Raw genomic sequence first — 16,263 nt, 5'->3', positions numbered from 1 at the left:
GTCCCATTCGCTGCCGGTCCGTGTCGCCGGCTCGCATGGTGAGGAGGGGCCGTGACCCAGGCCGGGTACAACATGGGGGCATTGGAGGACTGTCGGTCCACAGTGGACTCCAAAGCGGGTCCGGCGGGTGCCGTCGGTGACGGTTTCGAAGCCGGTCCCGTCGACGTCGCCGTGTTCGGTGAGCTCGACGCCGCGGGGCGGATGGCCGCCGCCGTGGCGAGCCTCGACGAAGCAGGCAAGCGGGAGTTCGACAAGGCGGAACAGGTGCTGCGCAGTGCGAGTGGGGCACTCGACGCGGTCCGTACGTCCGTCGAGGCCACCGACGACGAGGCGCGCCGGTCGTTCCACTAGGGGGAGTCATGGGGATCGCGGACGAAATCGAGAGCAAGCCGGGTGGCGCCGCCCTCGCCGAGCAGGTGCGGAAACTGGAGTCGGCCCGGCCGGAGGCGATCAGTGCCGTCGCCGAGCGTTGGCGCACGGCCGCGCAGAAATCCGATTCGTGCGGCGCCGACGTCGACGCCTCGGTGAGCGGACTGGACGGTGCCTGGGAAGGCGCCTCCGCCGACGCCTTCGTCGGCTACATGGGCAAGGTGACCCAGGGCTTCGGCACGGCGAACGGTGCGCTCGACGCGGCTGCGGCGGCGATGGCCAAGGCCGCCGAGATCGTCGGCACCGGTCAGGACGCGATCTCCAACATCGGAGAGCGTGCGCTCGCCGACACGAAGCGGGCCGACGACGCGTTCACGCAGCAGGTCCGTGGTCACGAGCACGACACCGGGTTCGTCCAAGAGGCTCAGCGAGCACGCGACGCGCAGATCACGAAGCTCTTGGGGGAGCACGCGCGTGAGGCCGAGGTGGCGGTCAAGGAAGCCGACCAGCAGCTCGCGGACTCCGTCGGCCGCATCGAGCAGGCCGAGGCCGAACTCGCGGGTGCGTTCACGCCGCTGCCGCTCGCGGACGACCAACCGTTCACTCCCGGACGCGGGGAGCAGACGGAATGGGACTTCCAGCAGCCGGGAGGACCCGCACGGACGGAACCGGCGGCAGCGCCGTCGCCGGACGGCTCCGGTGGGCCGGGATCCTCAGGCTCGAACGGTTCGCCGGGCTCCGGCGTCTCAGGCGGATCCGGCGGCAGTGGAACAGGCGGTTCCGGAGGCTCGGACGGCGCGAGTGCGACGCCCGGCGGTGGCTCCGGCGGGGGACTCGGATCGAGCGGTGGCCCGCCGACGAGCGGCCCGCCGCCCGGGAACGTGGACCAGTGGATCCGGGAGGCGATCGAGATCCTGCGTGCCAACGGGATCCCGGTCACCGAGGACAACGTCGACGAGATCTGGACGATCATCGAGAAGGAGTCCGGCGGCGATCCGCACGCGATCAACAACTGGGATTCCAACGCCGCGAAGGGCACACCGTCGAAGGGCCTGATGCAGTGCATCGACCCGACGTTCGACGCGCACAAGCTGCCGGGGCACGGCGACATCTACGACCCGGTGGACAACATCATCGCCGGCGTCCGCTACACCTTCGACCGCTACGGCGGTTTCGAAGGACACCCCGGACTGGAGTCGATGGCCGGGGGCGGCGGCTACCAGGGCTACTGATCGACTCACGACGCCACGGCCTGCGGGTTCCCGCCGCTGGGCCGCACGGCATCATGGGCGCATGGTCGATCCCACCGCTCTCGCAGTTGCCCGACGCGCGGACGTGGCGCCGTTCCAAGTGATGGAGGTGCTGACCCGCGCGGCGGAACGTCAGCGCACGCGCGGTGACGTGGTGTCACTGGCCGCCGGTCAGCCCTCGACACCCGCGCCCACGCCCGTGCTGGACGCGGCGACCGAAGCGTTGCGCCGCCAGCCGCTCGGCTACACCGAACAGCTCGGTCTCCACGACCTGCGCCGCGCGATCGCGGGTCACTCGACCCGCAGCTACGGCATCCCCGTCGAGGCCGAGGACGTCGTGGTCACCACGGGAGCGTCGGGTGCGTTCCTGCTCGCGTTCCTCGCGGCGTTCGACGCGGGTGATCGAGTCGCGCTGGCTCGCCCGGGGTATCCGGCCTACCGCAACATCCTCGCCGCGCTCGGCTGCGAGGTCGTGGAGCTGCCGTGTGACGCCTCGACCCGGTTCCAGCCGACGGTGGCGATGCTGGAGGACCTCGACGAGCCGGTGCAGGGGTTGATCCTGGCGAGCCCGGCCAACCCGACCGGCACTGTGCTGTCCTCGAGCGAGCTCTCCGAGCTCGCGGTGTGGTGCGAGTCGCGCGGCGTGCAGCTGATCAGTGACGAGATCTACCACGGCATCAGCTACCGGGACCCGTTGAGCACCGCGTGGGAGTTCTCACGCGAGTCGATCGTGGTGAACAGTTTCTCCAAGCTGTGGTCCATGACGGGATGGCGGCTCGGCTGGATGCTGGTGCCGCCGAGGCTGCGCCGTGCCGTCGACTCGTTGACGGGGAACTTCACGCTGTGTCCTCCCGCGTTGTCGCAGTACGGAGCACTGGGCGCGTTCACGGACGCGGCGTACGCGGAGGTGTCGGGCCACGTCGACCGGTATCGGACGAATCGTGAGCTGCTGCTGTCCGGGTTGGCCGACCTGGGCGTGGACCGCATCGCTCCTGCCGACGGCGCGTTCTATGCCTACGCGGACGTCTCGGCATGGACCGACGACGCACTCGCCTGGTGTGCGCGGCTGCTCGACGACACCGGGGTGGCGGTGGTGCCGGGCGTCGACTTCGACCCCGCCGAGGGCCACCACTTCGTGCGGATGTCGTTCGCCGGTTCCACCGAGGACGTGTCCGAAGCGCTCGCTCGTCTCCAGGGCTGGCTCGGCTGACTCCGCTACGGAACCACCCGCGCGAATCGATCAGCCGCCTATGTCAGCGGCCCCGGAGGCGAACCCTGGTTCAGCCCTGAGATCGTGCCGGATTCGTCCCGCTGGGCCGCCGCGTCTGGCAGCCTGGGAGACAGGATCGCACGGCGAGAGAAGAGGGCGGCGTCATGTGGTGGAAGGTGATCGGCGGTGTGCTGGCACTGTGGCTGGTGCTGTCCGTCGCCGGCTGGGTCATCAAGGGTCTGTTCTGGCTCGCTGTGATCGGCGGCGTCCTGTTCGTCGCGACCGCCGCGATCGGGTGGGCGATGGACAAGGGAGAGGACCGCAAGGAACTCAGGTAGCGCTCAGCGGGCATTGTGGAACTTGGGTGGGTGGTCCCGTCCCAGTTCTTGTCTCGCGGCGTTCGGGTCCTCGTGAGTACCAGGCCGGAGTCCCTCACCGCGCCGCGGCTGGTCACGTATGAAGCGTGCCCTACGGGCACACATGCCGATTCCCCACTGCACGCTCACACCCCGGCGGTGGCGATGCGGCGCACGGCTTCCTCGACGTCGCTCTTGCCCGCGTCCCGGTGGGTGACGAATCGGATCTTGCCGTGCATGGGGACGGCGAGCACTCCCGCCGTCCGGAGCCGTTCGAGGGTGAGCCCCACGTCCGGAACGGACGCGAGCGTCATGTTCGTCTCCGGCGTCGACATGTCCCAGCCGAGTTCGCGGAGCCCGTCGGCGAGCAGGAGCGCGTTCGCGTGGTCGTCCGCGAGCGAGTCGACGCGCTCCAGGGCAATGAGTCCCGCCGCCGCGAGCACGCCGCCCTGACGCACGCCGCCACCGAGCATCTTGCGCATCCGCCGCGCCTCCGCGACGAACTCCGTGCTGCCCGCGACGGCGGAGCCGACGGGCGCGCCGAGCCCTTTGCTCAGGCAGACCTGCACGGAGTCGGCGCCGACCGTGAGCGCACCGGGTGGCACCCCGAGCGTGACGGAGGCGTTCCAGATCCGTGCTCCGTCGAGGTGCACCCGCAACCCTCCGTCGCGTGCGGCGGCCGCGAGCTGGGCGTGCTCGTGCGGAGGTGTGACGGTGCCGCCTGCCGAGTTGTGCGTGTTCTCCAGGCAGAGCAGCGCGGGACGGAGCGCGTCGTAACGGTTGCTGCCTCTGGTGTGCGCGCGCACGGCGTCGGCGGTGGGGCGCCCGGGACCGGCGTCGCAGTCGAGAGATTCGGGCATGCCGCCTGCGAGCCACGCGGCGGAACCGAGCTCGTGGTGCAGCACGTGCGCGCCGCGAGGCGCGAGGAACTGGTCGCCGCGATGCAGGTGCAGGCAGAGAGCGACGAGGTTTCCCATCGTGCCGCTGGGCACCCACAGCGCGGCATCGGCGCCGAGTATCTCCGCGAGCCGGTCCTCCAGGGCACGCATGGTCGGGTCGTGGTCGAGCACGTCGTCGCCGACCTCCGCCGACGCCATGGCGGCGGTCATTCGGTCGTCGGGACGTGTGACCGTGTCGGATCGGAGGTCGATCGGCGCCGGTTTGGTCACGAACCGATCACACCACACGGACCAGGGGGCGGAGCAACGGGCCGGTTCGACGGTCCCGGCTGTGGGGACGGCTCGGCGCAGGGCGTTGACCTCGTCACGGCGAGGTCAACGGCGTCGTGTCGCAGCCGTGATCTTCACCCGAACGGACGCAGCCGGGGGCCGCGTTGCGGCGGGGCGTGCTGCGCCAGGGGGGTGATGTATGTCGCGTTCGGCTCGCCGTGCAACCTGGTGACGTGGACGTCCCGTCCAGCACGTGACAGCACGAACGAGCGGAGAGTTCCGCGTGGACCAGCACGAGGAGCAGGAGTTCGCGGAGTACTTCGCGGCTCGGCGAGAGGCGGTGCGTCGGATGGCGTACATGATGTGCGGTGACTGGCACCGCGCTGACGATCTCGCGCAGACCGCGTTCATCGCCCTGCATCGCCGCTGGCGCAAGGTCACGGACAAGGGCGCGCTGGACGCCTACGTGCGGCGCACCCTGAGTCGGGCCGTCATCGACGAGTCACGCAGACCGTGGCGCCGGGAGCACTCCACCGAGGTCCTGCCGGACGAGGCGGAGTCGGCGCCGAGTCTCGGCAACACGGTGGCCACCAGGCAGACGCTGTTGGCCGCGTTGCAGCAGGTGCCGGCGAAGCAACGCACCGTCCTGGTCCTGCGCTACTTCGAGGGCCTGGACGTGGCGGGTGTCGCCGAGGTGCTCAAGTGTAGTGAGGGCAACGTCAAGAGCCAGTCGGCTCGGGGACTCGACGCGTTGCGGGCGGTGCTCGGCGACGAGCTCGGCGACCTGCGTTCGGCGTTGTGACGAGAGAGGTGTGAGGTGGACGAGCGCGAGCTCGGGGATCTGTTCCGGGAGGTCCCCGGTCCGACCCCGCCGCCGTCGTTCGACACGGAGGACGTGCGGCGCGGATCGCGCCGCGTGACGGCGCAGCGGCGGACGGCCGCCGTCGGAGGGACGGTCGTCGCTGCCGGGGTGCTCGTCGTCGGGGTCGGGTTCGGTACGGGCCTGTTCGGCGGGTCCTCCGGTGGCGCGGGCGAGCCGGTCGCGTTGCCACCTCCGCCGTCGACCACGTCGGCCCCGGACTTCCGGCAAGGTCCGATGTCGTTGCCGGGCGGGGACGGATGTCCGGCACCGGATCAGCAGCTCGCCGAGGCCGTGGTCGAGCAGGTGCCCGCGGCGTCGAACACGGCTCCGATCGAGGTGACGGAGTGCCCGGACGGCGCCCGGGGTGCGGCGTTCCTGCTGGGGCAGGGCCGGTTGAGCGCTACGGTGGCTCCCGCCTCGGCGGTCTCCGAGCAGTTCGGGACCACCGATCGCCCGGACGGCTCGGTGAAGATCGTGCAGCGGACCGGCAGTGGCAAGGTGCTCACGGTGGTCAGCAGTCCGCAGAGCGGTGCGGTGGCGCCGGAGGCCGATCGGTTGCCGGAGGTGGCGGAGGCGCTGGCGGCCCGGTTCTGATCCGTCACGGTCGGCGGCGTGCGCGCGCACGCCCCCGTAGTCTGCGGGTCCCGCCCTGTTCCCTGAGCGGGCATTTGGGAACTGGCTTTTGTGCCGTAGGGCACGCCTCGCGAGTGACCGGCCTCGGCAGGGGGAGGGGCTCCGGGCGGCGGTACCGGACCAGCCACCCAAGTTCAAGAATTCGCCTGAGGAGCCGAAGATGACCGCTGCCAGCACGCCGAAGGGGGAGCGGCGCAGGCAAGCGCTGGTCGTGGCAGCGGCGGAACTACTCGTGGAGAGCGGCTTGGACGCGATCCGGCACCGCGCCGTGGCCGAACGCGCCGGACTGCCGTTGGCGTCGACGACGTACTACTTCGATTCGCTGGACGAGTTGACCGCGGCGGCCGTGGAGTTCGCCGGCAGGCAGGAGCTCGCGGAGGGACGTGAGCGGCTCGCGCAGCTGTCGGCGGGGCCGCACGGGGTGGACGAGGTCGTCGAGCTGGTGCTCGACCTGCTGCTGGGGCACCGGTCGCGGCACGGCGGCCCGGAGTCGGTGCTGCTGCGCTACGAGCGGCTCGTCGGGTCGCCGCGACGGCCGTACCTGGCTCCGTTGATGCGCGAGATGGGCGACGAGCTGAACGCGCTGCTCGCGGAGATTTTCGACCGGTGTGGGATGCCGGTGGACGGTGAGCGGCTGTTCGAGATCGTCGCACTGGTCGACGGTGCGGTGGTCAACGCGCTGATCGGCAGCGACCCGGATCCCCGTGCGGTCGCCCGTCGTCTGTTGCGTTCCCGGCTCAGAGGGTGCGCGGAGTGATCTGTGGGTGCTTCGGTGGCGGAACCTCACCTCGTGGCCCGGAGCGTCCGGCTGATCACCGGGGCGTGTCGGCGGTTGCGGATGCTCTCCGGTGCAGCCGCGCGTAAGAGCCGCCGGAGGCGATGAGGTCGTGGTGGGTGCCGAGTTCGGTGATGCGTCCGTCCTCGACGACGGCGACCCGGTCGGCGCCCCGTGCCGCGTGCAGCCGGTGCGCGATGACCAGGACGGTGCGTCCGTGCAGTGCGGCGGCGAGGGAGTGCTCCAAGCCGCGAGAGGTCGCGTTGTCGACCAGCGAGGTCGCCTCGTCGAGGACGATCGTGTGGGGATCGGCGAGCACCACCCTGGCGAGCGCGAGCTGCTGCGCGACGGCGGGCGGGACGGGGTGTCCGCCCGAGCCGAGCACGGTGCCGAGGCCGTCCGGCAACGCGTCGGCCCAGCCCAGTGCTCCCACGATCCGTAGCGCCTCGAGGACGTCGTCGTCGGTGTGTTCCCACTCGGTGAGCAACAGGTTCTCGCGCAGCGAGCAGGCGAACACGTGGTGCTCCTGGGTGAGCAGCACGACCTCACGCCGGGCCTGCTCGGGAGTCCGGTCGGTGATCTCGGTCCCGCCGACGACGACGGAGCCGGAATCGGGGGTGCTGATGCCTGCGACGAGCCGGGCCAGCGTGGACTTGCCCGCGCCCGACGGCCCGACGACGACGAGCCGCTCGCCGCGCGCCACGTCGAGGTCGACACCGTGCACCACTTCGACACCTTCCCGGTACGAGAACCGCACGTCCCGCAGATGCACGCCGTCGCCGTCGGAGGCGCCGGACTCTCCGATCGTGCGTCCGGCCGCCGGGGCCGCGCCGACTCCGAGCACGCGGCGCAGTGCGGAGGCGCCGACCTGGAACTCTTCGAACCACATGAGCAGTTCGTCGATGGGGCTCGACATGGCCTGCGCGTAGAGGACGACCGTGGCGAGGGTGCCGATGCCCGCCAGTCCGGCGTCGTAGGCGAACGCTCCGACGAGCAGCACCGCCGCGATGGGCAGTACGTAGGCCAGTTCCATACTCGGTAACAGCCGGATCAGCAGTGCCCGGTGCCGGTGCTCGTGGGCCTCGGCGTGGGAGACGGCGGTGTCGTTGCTGTGGACGCGCCGGTCGCGCAGCCGCAGCGAGGAGATCGTGCGCGCACCCTCGACCGTTTCGTGCGTGACGGCTCCGACGTCCGCCCAGGCACCGAGGATGTCGCGGAGCACGGGTCCGACTCGCCGCTGGTACCAGCGCACGCTCGCGACGGTGAGCACGACGCCCACGAGCATCCCGCTCGCGACCACCGGCGCGGTGACGATCATGGCGACGGCGGTGAGCACGAGCGTGACGGTGGCGGCGGTGACTTCGGGAGCGCCGTTGCGGACCGTGTCGTCGAGCCGATCGACGTCGGTGGTGGCTCGGCTGAGCAGGTCACCGGTGCCCGCTGCTTCGACGGTGCTCACCGGGAGCCGGAGAACGTGGGCGACGAAGCTCTCCCGGGTATGGGAGAGGACGGCCTGGCCGAACCGGGTTGCCTGGTCCCGCGCCGAGCGCATGATCAAGGCCTGCGCGAGGAGCACGACGAGGAACACCGCGCCGAGGAGGTCGACTCGTCCGGCGCCTGCTCCCGATTCGACGGCGTCGACGAGAGCGCCGAGCACCTGCGGGCCGACCAGGCCGAGTCCCGTGGTGAGCAGGTAGAGCACGATGGTCGCGCCGAAGCGGTGCCGGTCGCGGCGGACGGACTCGCCCGCCCAGCGCCGGATCATCCCGCCGTCGGCCTGTGGAAGCCGATTCATGCCGGGCTCCCCTCGACCGTGTGTGTTTCGTCGGCCGCTGCCTTCCACAGTGGACTCTGGGTGAGCACGACCGTGGTGCGTCCGGCGCGCAGTGCCCGGACGCGTTCGACGATGCGGGACTCGGTGTGCGCGTCGACGGCGGAGGTCGGTTCGTCGAGCACGAGCACGTCGGCATCGGTGGTCAAGGCCCGGGCCAGCACCAGTCGTTGGCGCTGCCCACCGGACAGCGACCGTCCCCGCTCGTCGATCACGCCGCCGTCGAGCGCGTCGACGGCGTCGTCCGCGTCAGCCGCGTGCAGCGCGGCACCGAGATCCACAGTGGATCCGAGGTCGAGCGCGTCGCGGTAGTACCCCGTGAACAGCACGTCCTCGTTGTGCGCCAGCACCACGCGTCGCCGCAGTTCGTCCGGTTCCACAGCGTTCAGCGGTACCGCCGGATCCGCCGGCCCGGCGGCGGTGACCGGCATGTCGGACTCGGCGTGATGCGCGAGGCGTTGAGCGAGGGCGTCGATCCGGTTCCCGGCGTCGATCACCGTGAGCACGCCCGCCCGGGCGGTGAGTCCGGTCGCGGGATCGTGCAGCCCGAGCGGTCCGGGCGGCAGTGGTCGCGGACGTTCGGGTGCGGGTGGTGCCGGTCGCAGTGCGAGCACTGACGTCACTCGGCCCGCCGCGACGAGGGCCTGGCTGAGGGCGTCCAGTGCCTCGGTCGCGGTGCGGACCGGGATCACCAGGAACGCCGAGATGCCGTAGAAGGCGATCAGCTCGCCGACGGTGATCGTGCCCGCCAGCGCCAGGCGCGCCCCGAGCCACGTCACGGCGACGGTGACCAGGCCGGGGAGCAGGATTTCCGAGGCCGCCAGCCACGCTTCGACCCGCCCTGCGGCGATTCCGGCCTCGCGGGCTCGGCGGCTGGACGCGGTGAACCGCGCGTGGAACCGGTGCTCGCCACCGATACCGCGCAGGATCCGCAACCCGGTCGCGATGTCGCCTGCCTGCGCGTTGAGTTCGGAGATCCGCTCCCGCTGAACCTCTTCACGGCGTTGCAGCACCGGCAGCAACGGCCCGATTCCGGCGACCGCGAGCGGCACCCCGACGAGCACGACGAGCCCCAGCGTCGGCGACATGCTCAGCACGATCACGGCCGCCACGAGGAAGGCGAGAACGGAACCGATCAGGCGTCCGAGATTCTCGTAGAGGTTGCCGATCCGGTACGAGTCGGTCGAGCTGATCGCCACGGCCTCGCCGGTGCGCACCTCACGGGACAGGGCGAACCCGAGCCCGGTGATGTGCCGGGCGACGACCCGCTGGGTCGTGGAGGTGCCGTGCAGCCACAACGTGTGCTCGGCCCATTCGAGGGCGCCCATTCCGGCCGCTTGCAGCAGACCGAGCACAAGGACGACAGCGACCCAGCCGAGCAGCACGGCAGTGGCGCCCGCGGCGATTCCGGTGTCGACGGCACGGCCGATGACCAGCGGCAGCACCGCTGCGGCGATCATGTTCACCGCACCCGCCACGGCGGCCAAGGTGAGCAGTCGGGGCCGCTGCCGCAGCACCGACCACAGGTACCGCGACGGACTCCGCGAGTCCACGGCCTCGTGCGGAGAACTGCTGCGCGCCTCGGTGGTCATGGCAACCCGAAAATAGCCTCGTCCGCTGGAACCCGGCGACCGGTTTTCCCCGCCCAGCCACGCGTCGTCCCCGACCGCCACGACACTGCCGCACCCAACCATGATCGCTTTCACCCAGTCGTGGCGACCTCCGACGTTCCCCCTGGTCACGGAGCTGGTGATGGCAAACTCGCGCGAATTTGCCGCCAACGGAGGTCGTCGCGTGCCTGGTGGCGACGTCGCGTCCTCGCACGCCACGTATCCTGCGTGTTCGTGACGGACAAGCCCAGCCTTCCCAACGTCCTCGCCGCCCGCTACGCCTCGCCCGAGCTGGTCGAGCTGTGGTCACCGCGGCACAAAGTCGTCCTGGAACGCAGGCTGTGGCTCGCCGTCCTGCGCGCCCAGGCCGACCTCGGGATCGAGGTGCCGGAGCAGGCGCTCGCCGACTACGAGCGGGTCGTGGAGCAGGTCGACCTCGACTCCATCGGGGAGCGGGAACGCCAGACCCGTCACGACGTGAAGGCGCGCATCGAGGAGTTCAACGCCCTCGCCGGGCACGAGCACGTGCACAAGGGCATGACCTCACGCGACCTCACCGAGAACGTCGAACAGTTGCAGGTCCGGCGAAGCCTCGAGCACGTGCGCGACCGGGCGGTCGCCGTGCTCTCCCGGCTCGGCACGCTCGCCGCCCAGAACTCCGAGCTGGTGATGGCGGGCCGGTCGCACAACGTCGCCGCCCAGGCGACCACCCTCGGCAAGCGGTTCGCGACCGCCGCCGACGAGCTCCTCGTCGCGTTCCAGCGGCTCGAAGACCTGCTGGAGCGTTACCCGCTCCGCGGTATCAAGGGCCCGGTCGGCACCGCGCAGGACGCGCTGGACCTGCTCGGCGGTGACGCGGCGAAGCTCTCCGAGCTCGAAGAGCGCGTCGCGAGCCACCTCGGGTTCCAGCGCGTGCTCACCAGCGTCGGCCAGGTGTACCCGCGCTCGCTGGACTTCGACGTGCTCACCACGCTCGCGCAGCTGGCCGCCGCGCCGTCGAACGTGGCGACCACGGTGCGGCTGATGGCAGGGCACGAGCTGGTCACCGAGGGATTCAAGCCCGGTCAGGTCGGTTCCAGCGCGATGCCGCACAAGATGAACACCCGCTCCTGCGAACGCGTCAACGGACTCGCGGTGATCGTGCGCGGGTACGTGTCGATGGTCGGCGAACTGGCGGGCGACCAGTGGAACGAAGGCGACGTCTCGTGCTCGGTGGTGCGACGCGTGGCGCTGCCGGACGCGTTCTTCGCCTTCGACGGCCTGCTGGAGACGTTCCTGACCGTGCTCGACGAGTTCGGCGCGTTCCCCGCCGTCGTCTCGCGCGAGCTGGACCGGTACCTGCCGTTCCTCGCGACGACGAAGGTCCTCATGGCCGCCGTGCGTGCGGGCGTGGGTCGCGAGACCGCCCACGAGGCGATCAAGGAGAACGCCGTCGCCGTGGCCCTCGACATGCGCGAGCAGGGCATCGAACGCAACGACCTGCTCGACCGGCTCGCCGCCGACTCGCGCTTGCCGCTGGAACGCGAACAGCTGGACGAACTACTCGCCGACCGGCTCGACTTCACCGGCGCGGCGGCGAGCCAGGTGGCCACCGTGGTCGCCGAGATCGACAAGCTCACCGGCCGCTACCCCGAAGCCGCCGCCTACACCCCGTCCCCGATTCTCTAGCGTGAGCCTTTTTGGTTGCCAGAGCCACCAAAAAGACTCACGCCCTGCTCAGGTCGGTTCCGGTCACACCGGTTCGATCCACTGTGGACCGGGGAGCCACCACGGCAGAGCTCTGCGGCGTACCCACGCGATCCGTGCGGGGGCATCCCGCGTGAGCACGAAAACCGAGGGACCCTGCGAAACCGGCATGATCAGCACGGCCGCATTCTCTCCCACTCACCCGGTCGAGTAGGCGCGAACGGCACTTTCGCCTCGTGTGGTGGGGCGAGAGTGCCGTTCGCACCGAAAGATGCGAGGGCGCGGGTCACCAGTGGGTGTCGAAGAACTCCTGTTCCAGGTGGGTGGCCTGTTGGAACAGGCGCAGGCAGCGGGCCTGGTCGCGCTCGTCGAGTTCGCCGCCGACGCGGTCGAGGTCGCTGCGCAGCCAGTCCACCCACGCGCGGAACTCGGAACTGTTGTGCAGCGAGACCCATTCCGCGTGCACGAAACTCTCCGGCAGGGTCTGCGGTGCGCGGGAGGCCCACTCCAGGTAGGTCCACTCGGCGACCGTGAGCACGGTCAGCACTTCCGGGTACGAACCGCGTTCGGCCGTGTCGAACATCAGGTCCCGAAACGCCACCGTCGCCGGGTCGAGCGCGGGTTCGGTGCGGTCCTCATCGGGCACGTCGAGTGCGTCGAAAGCGCGCTGGAAGTAGGTGTTCTCGTCGCTGGTGACGACCGCGATGCTCCCCGCGATCCGCAGCCGCGACGCGTACTGGTCCGCCCGCGCCAATGCCGCTCCCAGCAACGCGACGAACGCGTCGAGGAACTGGTAGTCCTGTACCAGGTACGAGCGCATCAAGTTGTCCGGCACGGCCCCGTAGAACACGGAATCGGTGAACGGGTGAGCGATGACTTGGGTCCAATCCGGTTCGCTGCGTTCCCGCATCCAGTCGCTGAAGCTCGCCACCATGCCTCCCTGACCGCGTGCCGCACTCGTGACACCGACTGTCTTCGGGTCTACCAGCCCGCGAGGCCGTCGTCACCGGTCGTGCGCAACAATCGCCCACGTGGTCGCACTGTCTGAGTACCCCCAGGTCCATGCGGGCAAGGTCCGCACCTTGCACGCCGTCGACGACGAACACCTGCTCATGGTGGCCTCGGACCGCATCTCGGCCTACGACCACGTGTTGCCGACTCCGATCCCGGACAAAGCACGGGTGCTCACGGCGATGAGCGTGTTCTGGTTCGAGTTGCTCGCCGACCTGGTGCCGAACCACGTCGTCGCGTACGACGACCCGCGCATCCCCGCCGAGGTGCGTGGCACGGCGCTGCTGGTCCGGAGGCTGGACATGCTGCCGGTCGAGTGCGTGGCGCGCGGGTACCTCACCGGCTCCGGTCTGCTCGATTATCGGCGGACCGGAGCCGTCTGCGGTGTGGCACTCCAGTCGGGCCTGGTCGAGGCGTCCGCCTTGCAGGAGCCGATCTTCACTCCGGCGACCAAGGCGCAGCTCGGCGAACACGACGAGAACGTCAGTTTCGAGGCGGTAGTGGCCACGGTCGGCAGGCAGCGCGCCGAGGAACTGCGCGACACCACACTGCGGGTGTACGAGCGCGCGACCCAGCACGCCCGCCGCCGGGGAGTGCTTCTTGCCGACACCAAGTTCGAGTTCGGTGTGGACGAGGCCGGCACCCTGGTGCTCGGCGACGAGGTTCTCACCCCGGACTCGTCGCGGTACTGGCCCGCCGACGAGTACGCCGAAGGCCGGGTGCAGGCGTCCTTCGACAAGCAGTACGTGCGGGATTGGCTGACCTCACCGGAATCCGGCTGGGACCGCGCGTCCGACGCGCCTCCGCCGGCGCTGCCCGACAAGGTCGTCGCGGCGACGCGGGATCGCTACGTCGAGGCCTACGAGCGGATCACCGGCCGCAGCATCGACGACTGGCCCACTCCGACTGCCGGATGAAGGCTCTTTCACCCGAGATTCAGGGTCGGCTCACGCGCGCACGTGACTCTGGTTGACGTAGCGAGGAAAACCGATCGCGTGAGGTGAACACGATGAAGCTGCGTAACGACAAGCGGACCTGGTTGATGGCGGGCGTGCTGGCGGCCGCACTCGGAGTCGGCGGCGCGGGTGTCGCCTCCGCGGGCGACGACGCCCCGCAGCGGCCCGGTCAGCAGGGCACGGTCGGAGCCACGGTTCCCGTCGACGACCGGGATGACCGGGATGACGACTGGGACGACGTTCGTGATGACGACCGCGACGACGACCGCGACGACCGACACGACGACCGCGACGACCGACACGACGACCGGGACGATGCCCGCGACGACCGTGCTGACGACTGGGACGACCGGAACGACGACCGGGACGACCGGAACGACGACCGGGACGACCGGGACGAGCGCGATGACGCAGACGACGACCGGGACGACCGCGACGACTGAGCACTGTGGCGAGAACGCGCGGGTCGCTCGGTGAGGTTCGCGATGGGCCGGGGCGGTGGTGTGGACAACGTCGTCCGCACCACCGAGTCACCCCGCGCGTAACCTTCAGGGGATACTCGGAGGTATACCTGGTGGTATGGTGAATCTGTGTCCACCACCATCAAGGTCAACCCCAGCACGCGAGACCGACTCGCCGGCGTTGCCCGTGAGCAGGGCGTCAGTAACGACACCGCGCTTCAACGCCTCATCGACGAGCACGAGATGCACCAAGTTCACGCCGCCTACGCTCGGCTGCAGGAGGACTCGCAAGCGTGGGCCGACTACAACCACGATCTTGATGGATGGGACAGCACCGTCGCTGATGGACTTGACACCGAGCAGGGCCGGTGAGCCCGTCGATCGCGCCGTGGCAGGTGTGGTGGATCGACCTCGACCCCGTCGTCGGTAATGAGCAAGCAGGTCGGCGACCCGCCGTCGTGGTCGGCTCCGACGACCACTGCCGATTTCCCGTGAACCTCGGGCTGATCGTGCCGCTGACGACACGGGACCGCGGCCTGCCACACCATGTGCGCATCGACCCCGACGCATCCGGACTCCACCGCGCGAGCTGGGCTCTCACCGAAGCACTGCGTGCGGTGTCGACGCATCGATTCGTGGGCGAGTCTCCGGTTGGATCGTTGTCCGAGGGCGAACGCGCCGAACTGGGCAGGTGGGTCCGCCGGATGGTGGTGTGACGCGCAGAAGGGCGAGGTGACCTCGGGAAGTGAGCCCTACGGCGTGACGGCCTCGCCCCGCGAAGGTCGGTGCAGCGAGGTGACGTTCGGCCCGAGTGACTCGTAGCGCTCGTAGTAGAACGTGGGGTCCGCGAGCAGTTCCTGATGGATCGGCACCGCGGCACGCGGCGCGACGGCACGGTAGAAGTCGACGCCTTCGGCGAGCTTCATCCATGGTGCGTCGACCGGCAGCGCGAGCACGTCGACGGCCTGCTCGGGAACGTGCAACGCGTCCCCCGGGTGATACAGCGCGCCGTGGTCGACCAGATAGCCGATGTTCGGGATGCCCGGGATGTCCGGGTGGATCACCGCGTGGTCGCCCCCGACGACCGAGACGCCGGTTCCGTCGATGTCGATCGCGTCTCCGGGCGTGGCCGGAGCGGCTCGGAGGCCGTGATCGGCCAGTGCGGTCGCCGAGCCGCTGTCGGTGACCAGGCGCGCCCGCGGGTTCGCCGTGAGCAACGGTGCGAGCCGCCCCGCGTCGACGTGGTCGGGGTGCTGGTGGGTGACGAGCACCGCGTCGAGATCCCGCAGGTCTTCGAACCCGTACGACCACACCCCCGGGTCGAACAGCAGCCGGACCGATCCGGTCTCGACCAGCAGACAGGAATGCCCGTAGTGCGTGAGCTGCATGGTGCCTCCTCCAGGGTTTTCGCCACTGTCACACGATGATCAACCGTCGAACAGCTCGGCCTCGTCCTCGGGCGAGAGACCTGCCTCGCGTACCCGCATCTCCGAGGCGACCTTCACGCCGCCGTAGTCCTCCTGTCGGCCGGTCACCTCGGTGATCGGCGAGAGCACCGGCGCGGTGACGTCCTGACCCGGGACCTCCGGGTGGGCGTAGACGCTGCCGGTGGAGACGAACGTCCAGTGCCCGACCCGTGCGCCGAGTGTGGCGAGCGCCTCCCGCACCCACCGCAGCGAGAGCCGTGCCACGTCGACCACCCCGTCGAAGGACTCGCCTGCCAGCGGCGCGAGTCCGTCCGGCCGATCCCGGTCGACCGCGACGAGTCGAGCGCCCTCGGGGACGGCGCCGCTCTCCCCACGCGCCGCGCACGTGACGTCGTGACCCCGCGCTACCGCCTCCGCCGCGACGGCGCGGGAGACGAACCGGGTGCCGCCGAGAACGAGGATCTTCACGTTCTCCACGATGCCCTGCGCTCCGGGTTCCCGCGACCGATCTTCGCCGCCAGCGAAACCCGTCACCCGCCGGAGCGTCGCGCCCGCGTGTCCGCAGGGGAAACACGACCCCGGGACGGAGGGTGGGGCCGTCGCGAGCCGAACCGAGCACCGGAGTGAGCCATGTCGCAGCCGGACGCCCTGGCCAGA

Annotated in this window: 18 protein-coding genes; 12 read left to right on the top strand and 6 right to left on the bottom strand. The window is 70.3% G+C overall.

Features of this window, described 5'->3' with window-relative positions; all coding sequences use genetic code 11:
- The first annotated feature begins 51 nt into the window (after nt 1–51).
- From GIY23_RS21745 to GIY23_RS22730, 4 genes are all read left to right on the top strand, one after another.
- A complete protein-coding gene (locus tag GIY23_RS21745) occupies nt 52–351 on the top strand; it encodes a hypothetical protein (protein ID WP_154078357.1) in 300 nt (99 codons plus the stop codon).
- Nucleotides 352–359: 8 nt separating this feature from the next.
- Nucleotides 360–1,601, top strand: a complete 1,242-nt coding sequence (locus GIY23_RS21740) for a transglycosylase SLT domain-containing protein (protein WP_154078356.1) — start codon at nt 360–362, stop codon at nt 1,599–1,601.
- 61 nt (nt 1,602–1,662) lie between these two features.
- Nucleotides 1,663–2,829 carry a pyridoxal phosphate-dependent aminotransferase gene (locus GIY23_RS21735; protein WP_154078355.1) on the top strand — a complete coding sequence of 389 codons (1,167 nt, stop codon included), beginning with the start codon at nt 1,663–1,665 and terminating at the stop codon, nt 2,827–2,829.
- A 164-nt stretch (nt 2,830–2,993) separates the two neighbouring features.
- Complete coding sequence (locus GIY23_RS22730; RefSeq protein WP_187351961.1) at nt 2,994–3,167, top strand: hypothetical protein; 174 nt, start codon at nt 2,994–2,996, stop codon at nt 3,165–3,167.
- Nucleotides 3,168–3,331: 164 nt separating this feature from the next.
- On the opposite strand, the gene GIY23_RS21730 is transcribed toward GIY23_RS22730, so the two are convergent.
- Complete coding sequence (locus GIY23_RS21730) at nt 3,332–4,354, bottom strand: threonine aldolase family protein (RefSeq protein ID WP_154078354.1); 1,023 nt, start codon at nt 4,352–4,354, stop codon at nt 3,332–3,334.
- Nucleotides 4,355–4,637: 283 nt separating this feature from the next.
- On the opposite strand from GIY23_RS21730, the gene GIY23_RS21725 reads away from it, so the two are divergent.
- The 3 genes from GIY23_RS21725 (at nt 4,638) to GIY23_RS21715 (ending at nt 6,606) form a co-directional block, all read left to right on the top strand.
- Nucleotides 4,638–5,156 (top strand): SigE family RNA polymerase sigma factor, encoded by a 519-nt coding sequence (locus GIY23_RS21725; protein WP_154079039.1) that lies wholly within the window; start codon nt 4,638–4,640, stop codon nt 5,154–5,156.
- A gap of 15 nt (nt 5,157–5,171) precedes the next feature.
- Nucleotides 5,172–5,810: a hypothetical protein gene (locus tag GIY23_RS21720; protein WP_154078353.1), complete on the top strand. Its 639-nt coding sequence runs from the start codon at nt 5,172–5,174 to the stop codon at nt 5,808–5,810.
- 199 nt (nt 5,811–6,009) lie between these two features.
- Nucleotides 6,010–6,606, top strand: coding sequence for a TetR/AcrR family transcriptional regulator (locus GIY23_RS21715; RefSeq protein WP_154078352.1), 597 nt, complete (start codon nt 6,010–6,012; stop codon nt 6,604–6,606).
- A gap of 55 nt (nt 6,607–6,661) precedes the next feature.
- On the opposite strand, the gene GIY23_RS21710 is transcribed toward GIY23_RS21715, so the two are convergent.
- Nucleotides 6,662–8,419 (bottom strand): ABC transporter ATP-binding protein, encoded by a 1,758-nt coding sequence (locus GIY23_RS21710; RefSeq protein WP_154078351.1) that lies wholly within the window; start codon nt 8,417–8,419, stop codon nt 6,662–6,664.
- Entirely contained in the window at nt 8,416–10,047 is a 1,632-nt protein-coding gene (locus GIY23_RS21705; RefSeq protein WP_154078350.1) for an ABC transporter transmembrane domain-containing protein, read from the bottom strand. Before GIY23_RS21705 ends, GIY23_RS21710 begins: the two co-directional genes overlap by 4 nt.
- A gap of 252 nt (nt 10,048–10,299) precedes the next feature.
- Between GIY23_RS21705 and purB the strand changes: the two genes are divergently transcribed.
- The gene (gene purB / locus GIY23_RS21700; RefSeq protein WP_154078349.1) at nt 10,300–11,733 is read left to right on the top strand and encodes an adenylosuccinate lyase; all 1,434 of its coding nucleotides are present in this window, start codon (nt 10,300–10,302) and stop codon (nt 11,731–11,733) included.
- Nucleotides 11,734–12,037: 304 nt separating this feature from the next.
- On the opposite strand, the gene GIY23_RS21695 is transcribed toward purB, so the two are convergent.
- Nucleotides 12,038–12,685 (bottom strand): TenA family protein, encoded by a 648-nt coding sequence (locus GIY23_RS21695; protein ID WP_154078348.1) that lies wholly within the window; start codon nt 12,683–12,685, stop codon nt 12,038–12,040.
- 97 nt (nt 12,686–12,782) lie between these two features.
- On the opposite strand from GIY23_RS21695, the gene GIY23_RS21690 reads away from it, so the two are divergent.
- The 4 genes from GIY23_RS21690 (at nt 12,783) to GIY23_RS21675 (ending at nt 14,895) form a co-directional block, all read left to right on the top strand.
- Nucleotides 12,783–13,679: a phosphoribosylaminoimidazolesuccinocarboxamide synthase gene (locus GIY23_RS21690; protein ID WP_154078347.1), complete on the top strand. Its 897-nt coding sequence runs from the start codon at nt 12,783–12,785 to the stop codon at nt 13,677–13,679.
- Between the two features lie 125 nt (nt 13,680–13,804).
- Nucleotides 13,805–14,161, top strand: a complete 357-nt coding sequence (locus tag GIY23_RS21685) for an ATPase (RefSeq protein WP_228717430.1) — start codon at nt 13,805–13,807, stop codon at nt 14,159–14,161.
- 147 nt (nt 14,162–14,308) lie between these two features.
- Complete coding sequence (locus tag GIY23_RS21680) at nt 14,309–14,551, top strand: hypothetical protein (RefSeq protein ID WP_154078345.1); 243 nt, start codon at nt 14,309–14,311, stop codon at nt 14,549–14,551.
- Nucleotides 14,548–14,895, top strand: a complete 348-nt coding sequence (locus GIY23_RS21675; protein ID WP_154078344.1) for a type II toxin-antitoxin system PemK/MazF family toxin — start codon at nt 14,548–14,550, stop codon at nt 14,893–14,895. The genes GIY23_RS21680 and GIY23_RS21675 overlap by 4 nt, the downstream gene beginning before the upstream one ends.
- Nucleotides 14,896–14,931: 36 nt before the next feature.
- Here the strand turns inward: GIY23_RS21675 and GIY23_RS21670 are convergent, their stop codons facing one another.
- Together GIY23_RS21670 and GIY23_RS22725 are read right to left on the bottom strand one after the other, a co-directional pair.
- Nucleotides 14,932–15,567, bottom strand: a complete 636-nt coding sequence (locus tag GIY23_RS21670) for an MBL fold metallo-hydrolase (protein WP_154078343.1) — start codon at nt 15,565–15,567, stop codon at nt 14,932–14,934.
- A 39-nt stretch (nt 15,568–15,606) separates the two neighbouring features.
- Nucleotides 15,607–16,140, bottom strand: a complete 534-nt coding sequence (locus tag GIY23_RS22725) for a Rossmann-fold NAD(P)-binding domain-containing protein (protein ID WP_187351960.1) — start codon at nt 16,138–16,140, stop codon at nt 15,607–15,609.
- Nucleotides 16,141–16,263 lie beyond the last annotated feature (123 nt).

The organism is Allosaccharopolyspora coralli, assembly GCF_009664835.1.
GTDB lineage: Bacteria > Actinomycetota > Actinomycetes > Mycobacteriales > Pseudonocardiaceae > Allosaccharopolyspora > Allosaccharopolyspora coralli.
Note: the sequence above shows the minus strand (reverse complement) of the source record. Positions and strands in the feature narration are given on the sequence as shown.

Excerpts from the sequence above, each read along its gene's own strand:
- GIY23_RS21685 (WP_228717430.1), top strand. The coding sequence starts at position 13,805 with ATGGCGGGCGTGCTGGCGGCCGCACTCGGAGTCGGCGGCGCGGGTGTC.
- GIY23_RS21695 (WP_154078348.1), bottom strand. The coding sequence starts at position 12,685 with ATGGTGGCGAGCTTCAGCGACTGGATGCGGGAACGCAGCGAACCGGAT.
- GIY23_RS21735 (WP_154078355.1), top strand. The coding sequence starts at position 1,663 with ATGGTCGATCCCACCGCTCTCGCAGTTGCCCGACGCGCGGACGTGGCG.
- GIY23_RS21670 (WP_154078343.1), bottom strand. The coding sequence starts at position 15,567 with ATGCAGCTCACGCACTACGGGCATTCCTGTCTGCTGGTCGAGACCGGA.
- GIY23_RS21710 (WP_154078351.1), bottom strand. The coding sequence starts at position 8,419 with ATGAATCGGCTTCCACAGGCCGACGGCGGGATGATCCGGCGCTGGGCG.
- GIY23_RS22730 (WP_187351961.1), top strand. The coding sequence starts at position 2,994 with ATGTGGTGGAAGGTGATCGGCGGTGTGCTGGCACTGTGGCTGGTGCTG.
- GIY23_RS21705 (WP_154078350.1), bottom strand. The coding sequence starts at position 10,047 with ATGACCACCGAGGCGCGCAGCAGTTCTCCGCACGAGGCCGTGGACTCG.
- GIY23_RS21715 (WP_154078352.1), top strand. The coding sequence starts at position 6,010 with ATGACCGCTGCCAGCACGCCGAAGGGGGAGCGGCGCAGGCAAGCGCTG.
- GIY23_RS21740 (WP_154078356.1), top strand. The coding sequence starts at position 360 with ATGGGGATCGCGGACGAAATCGAGAGCAAGCCGGGTGGCGCCGCCCTC.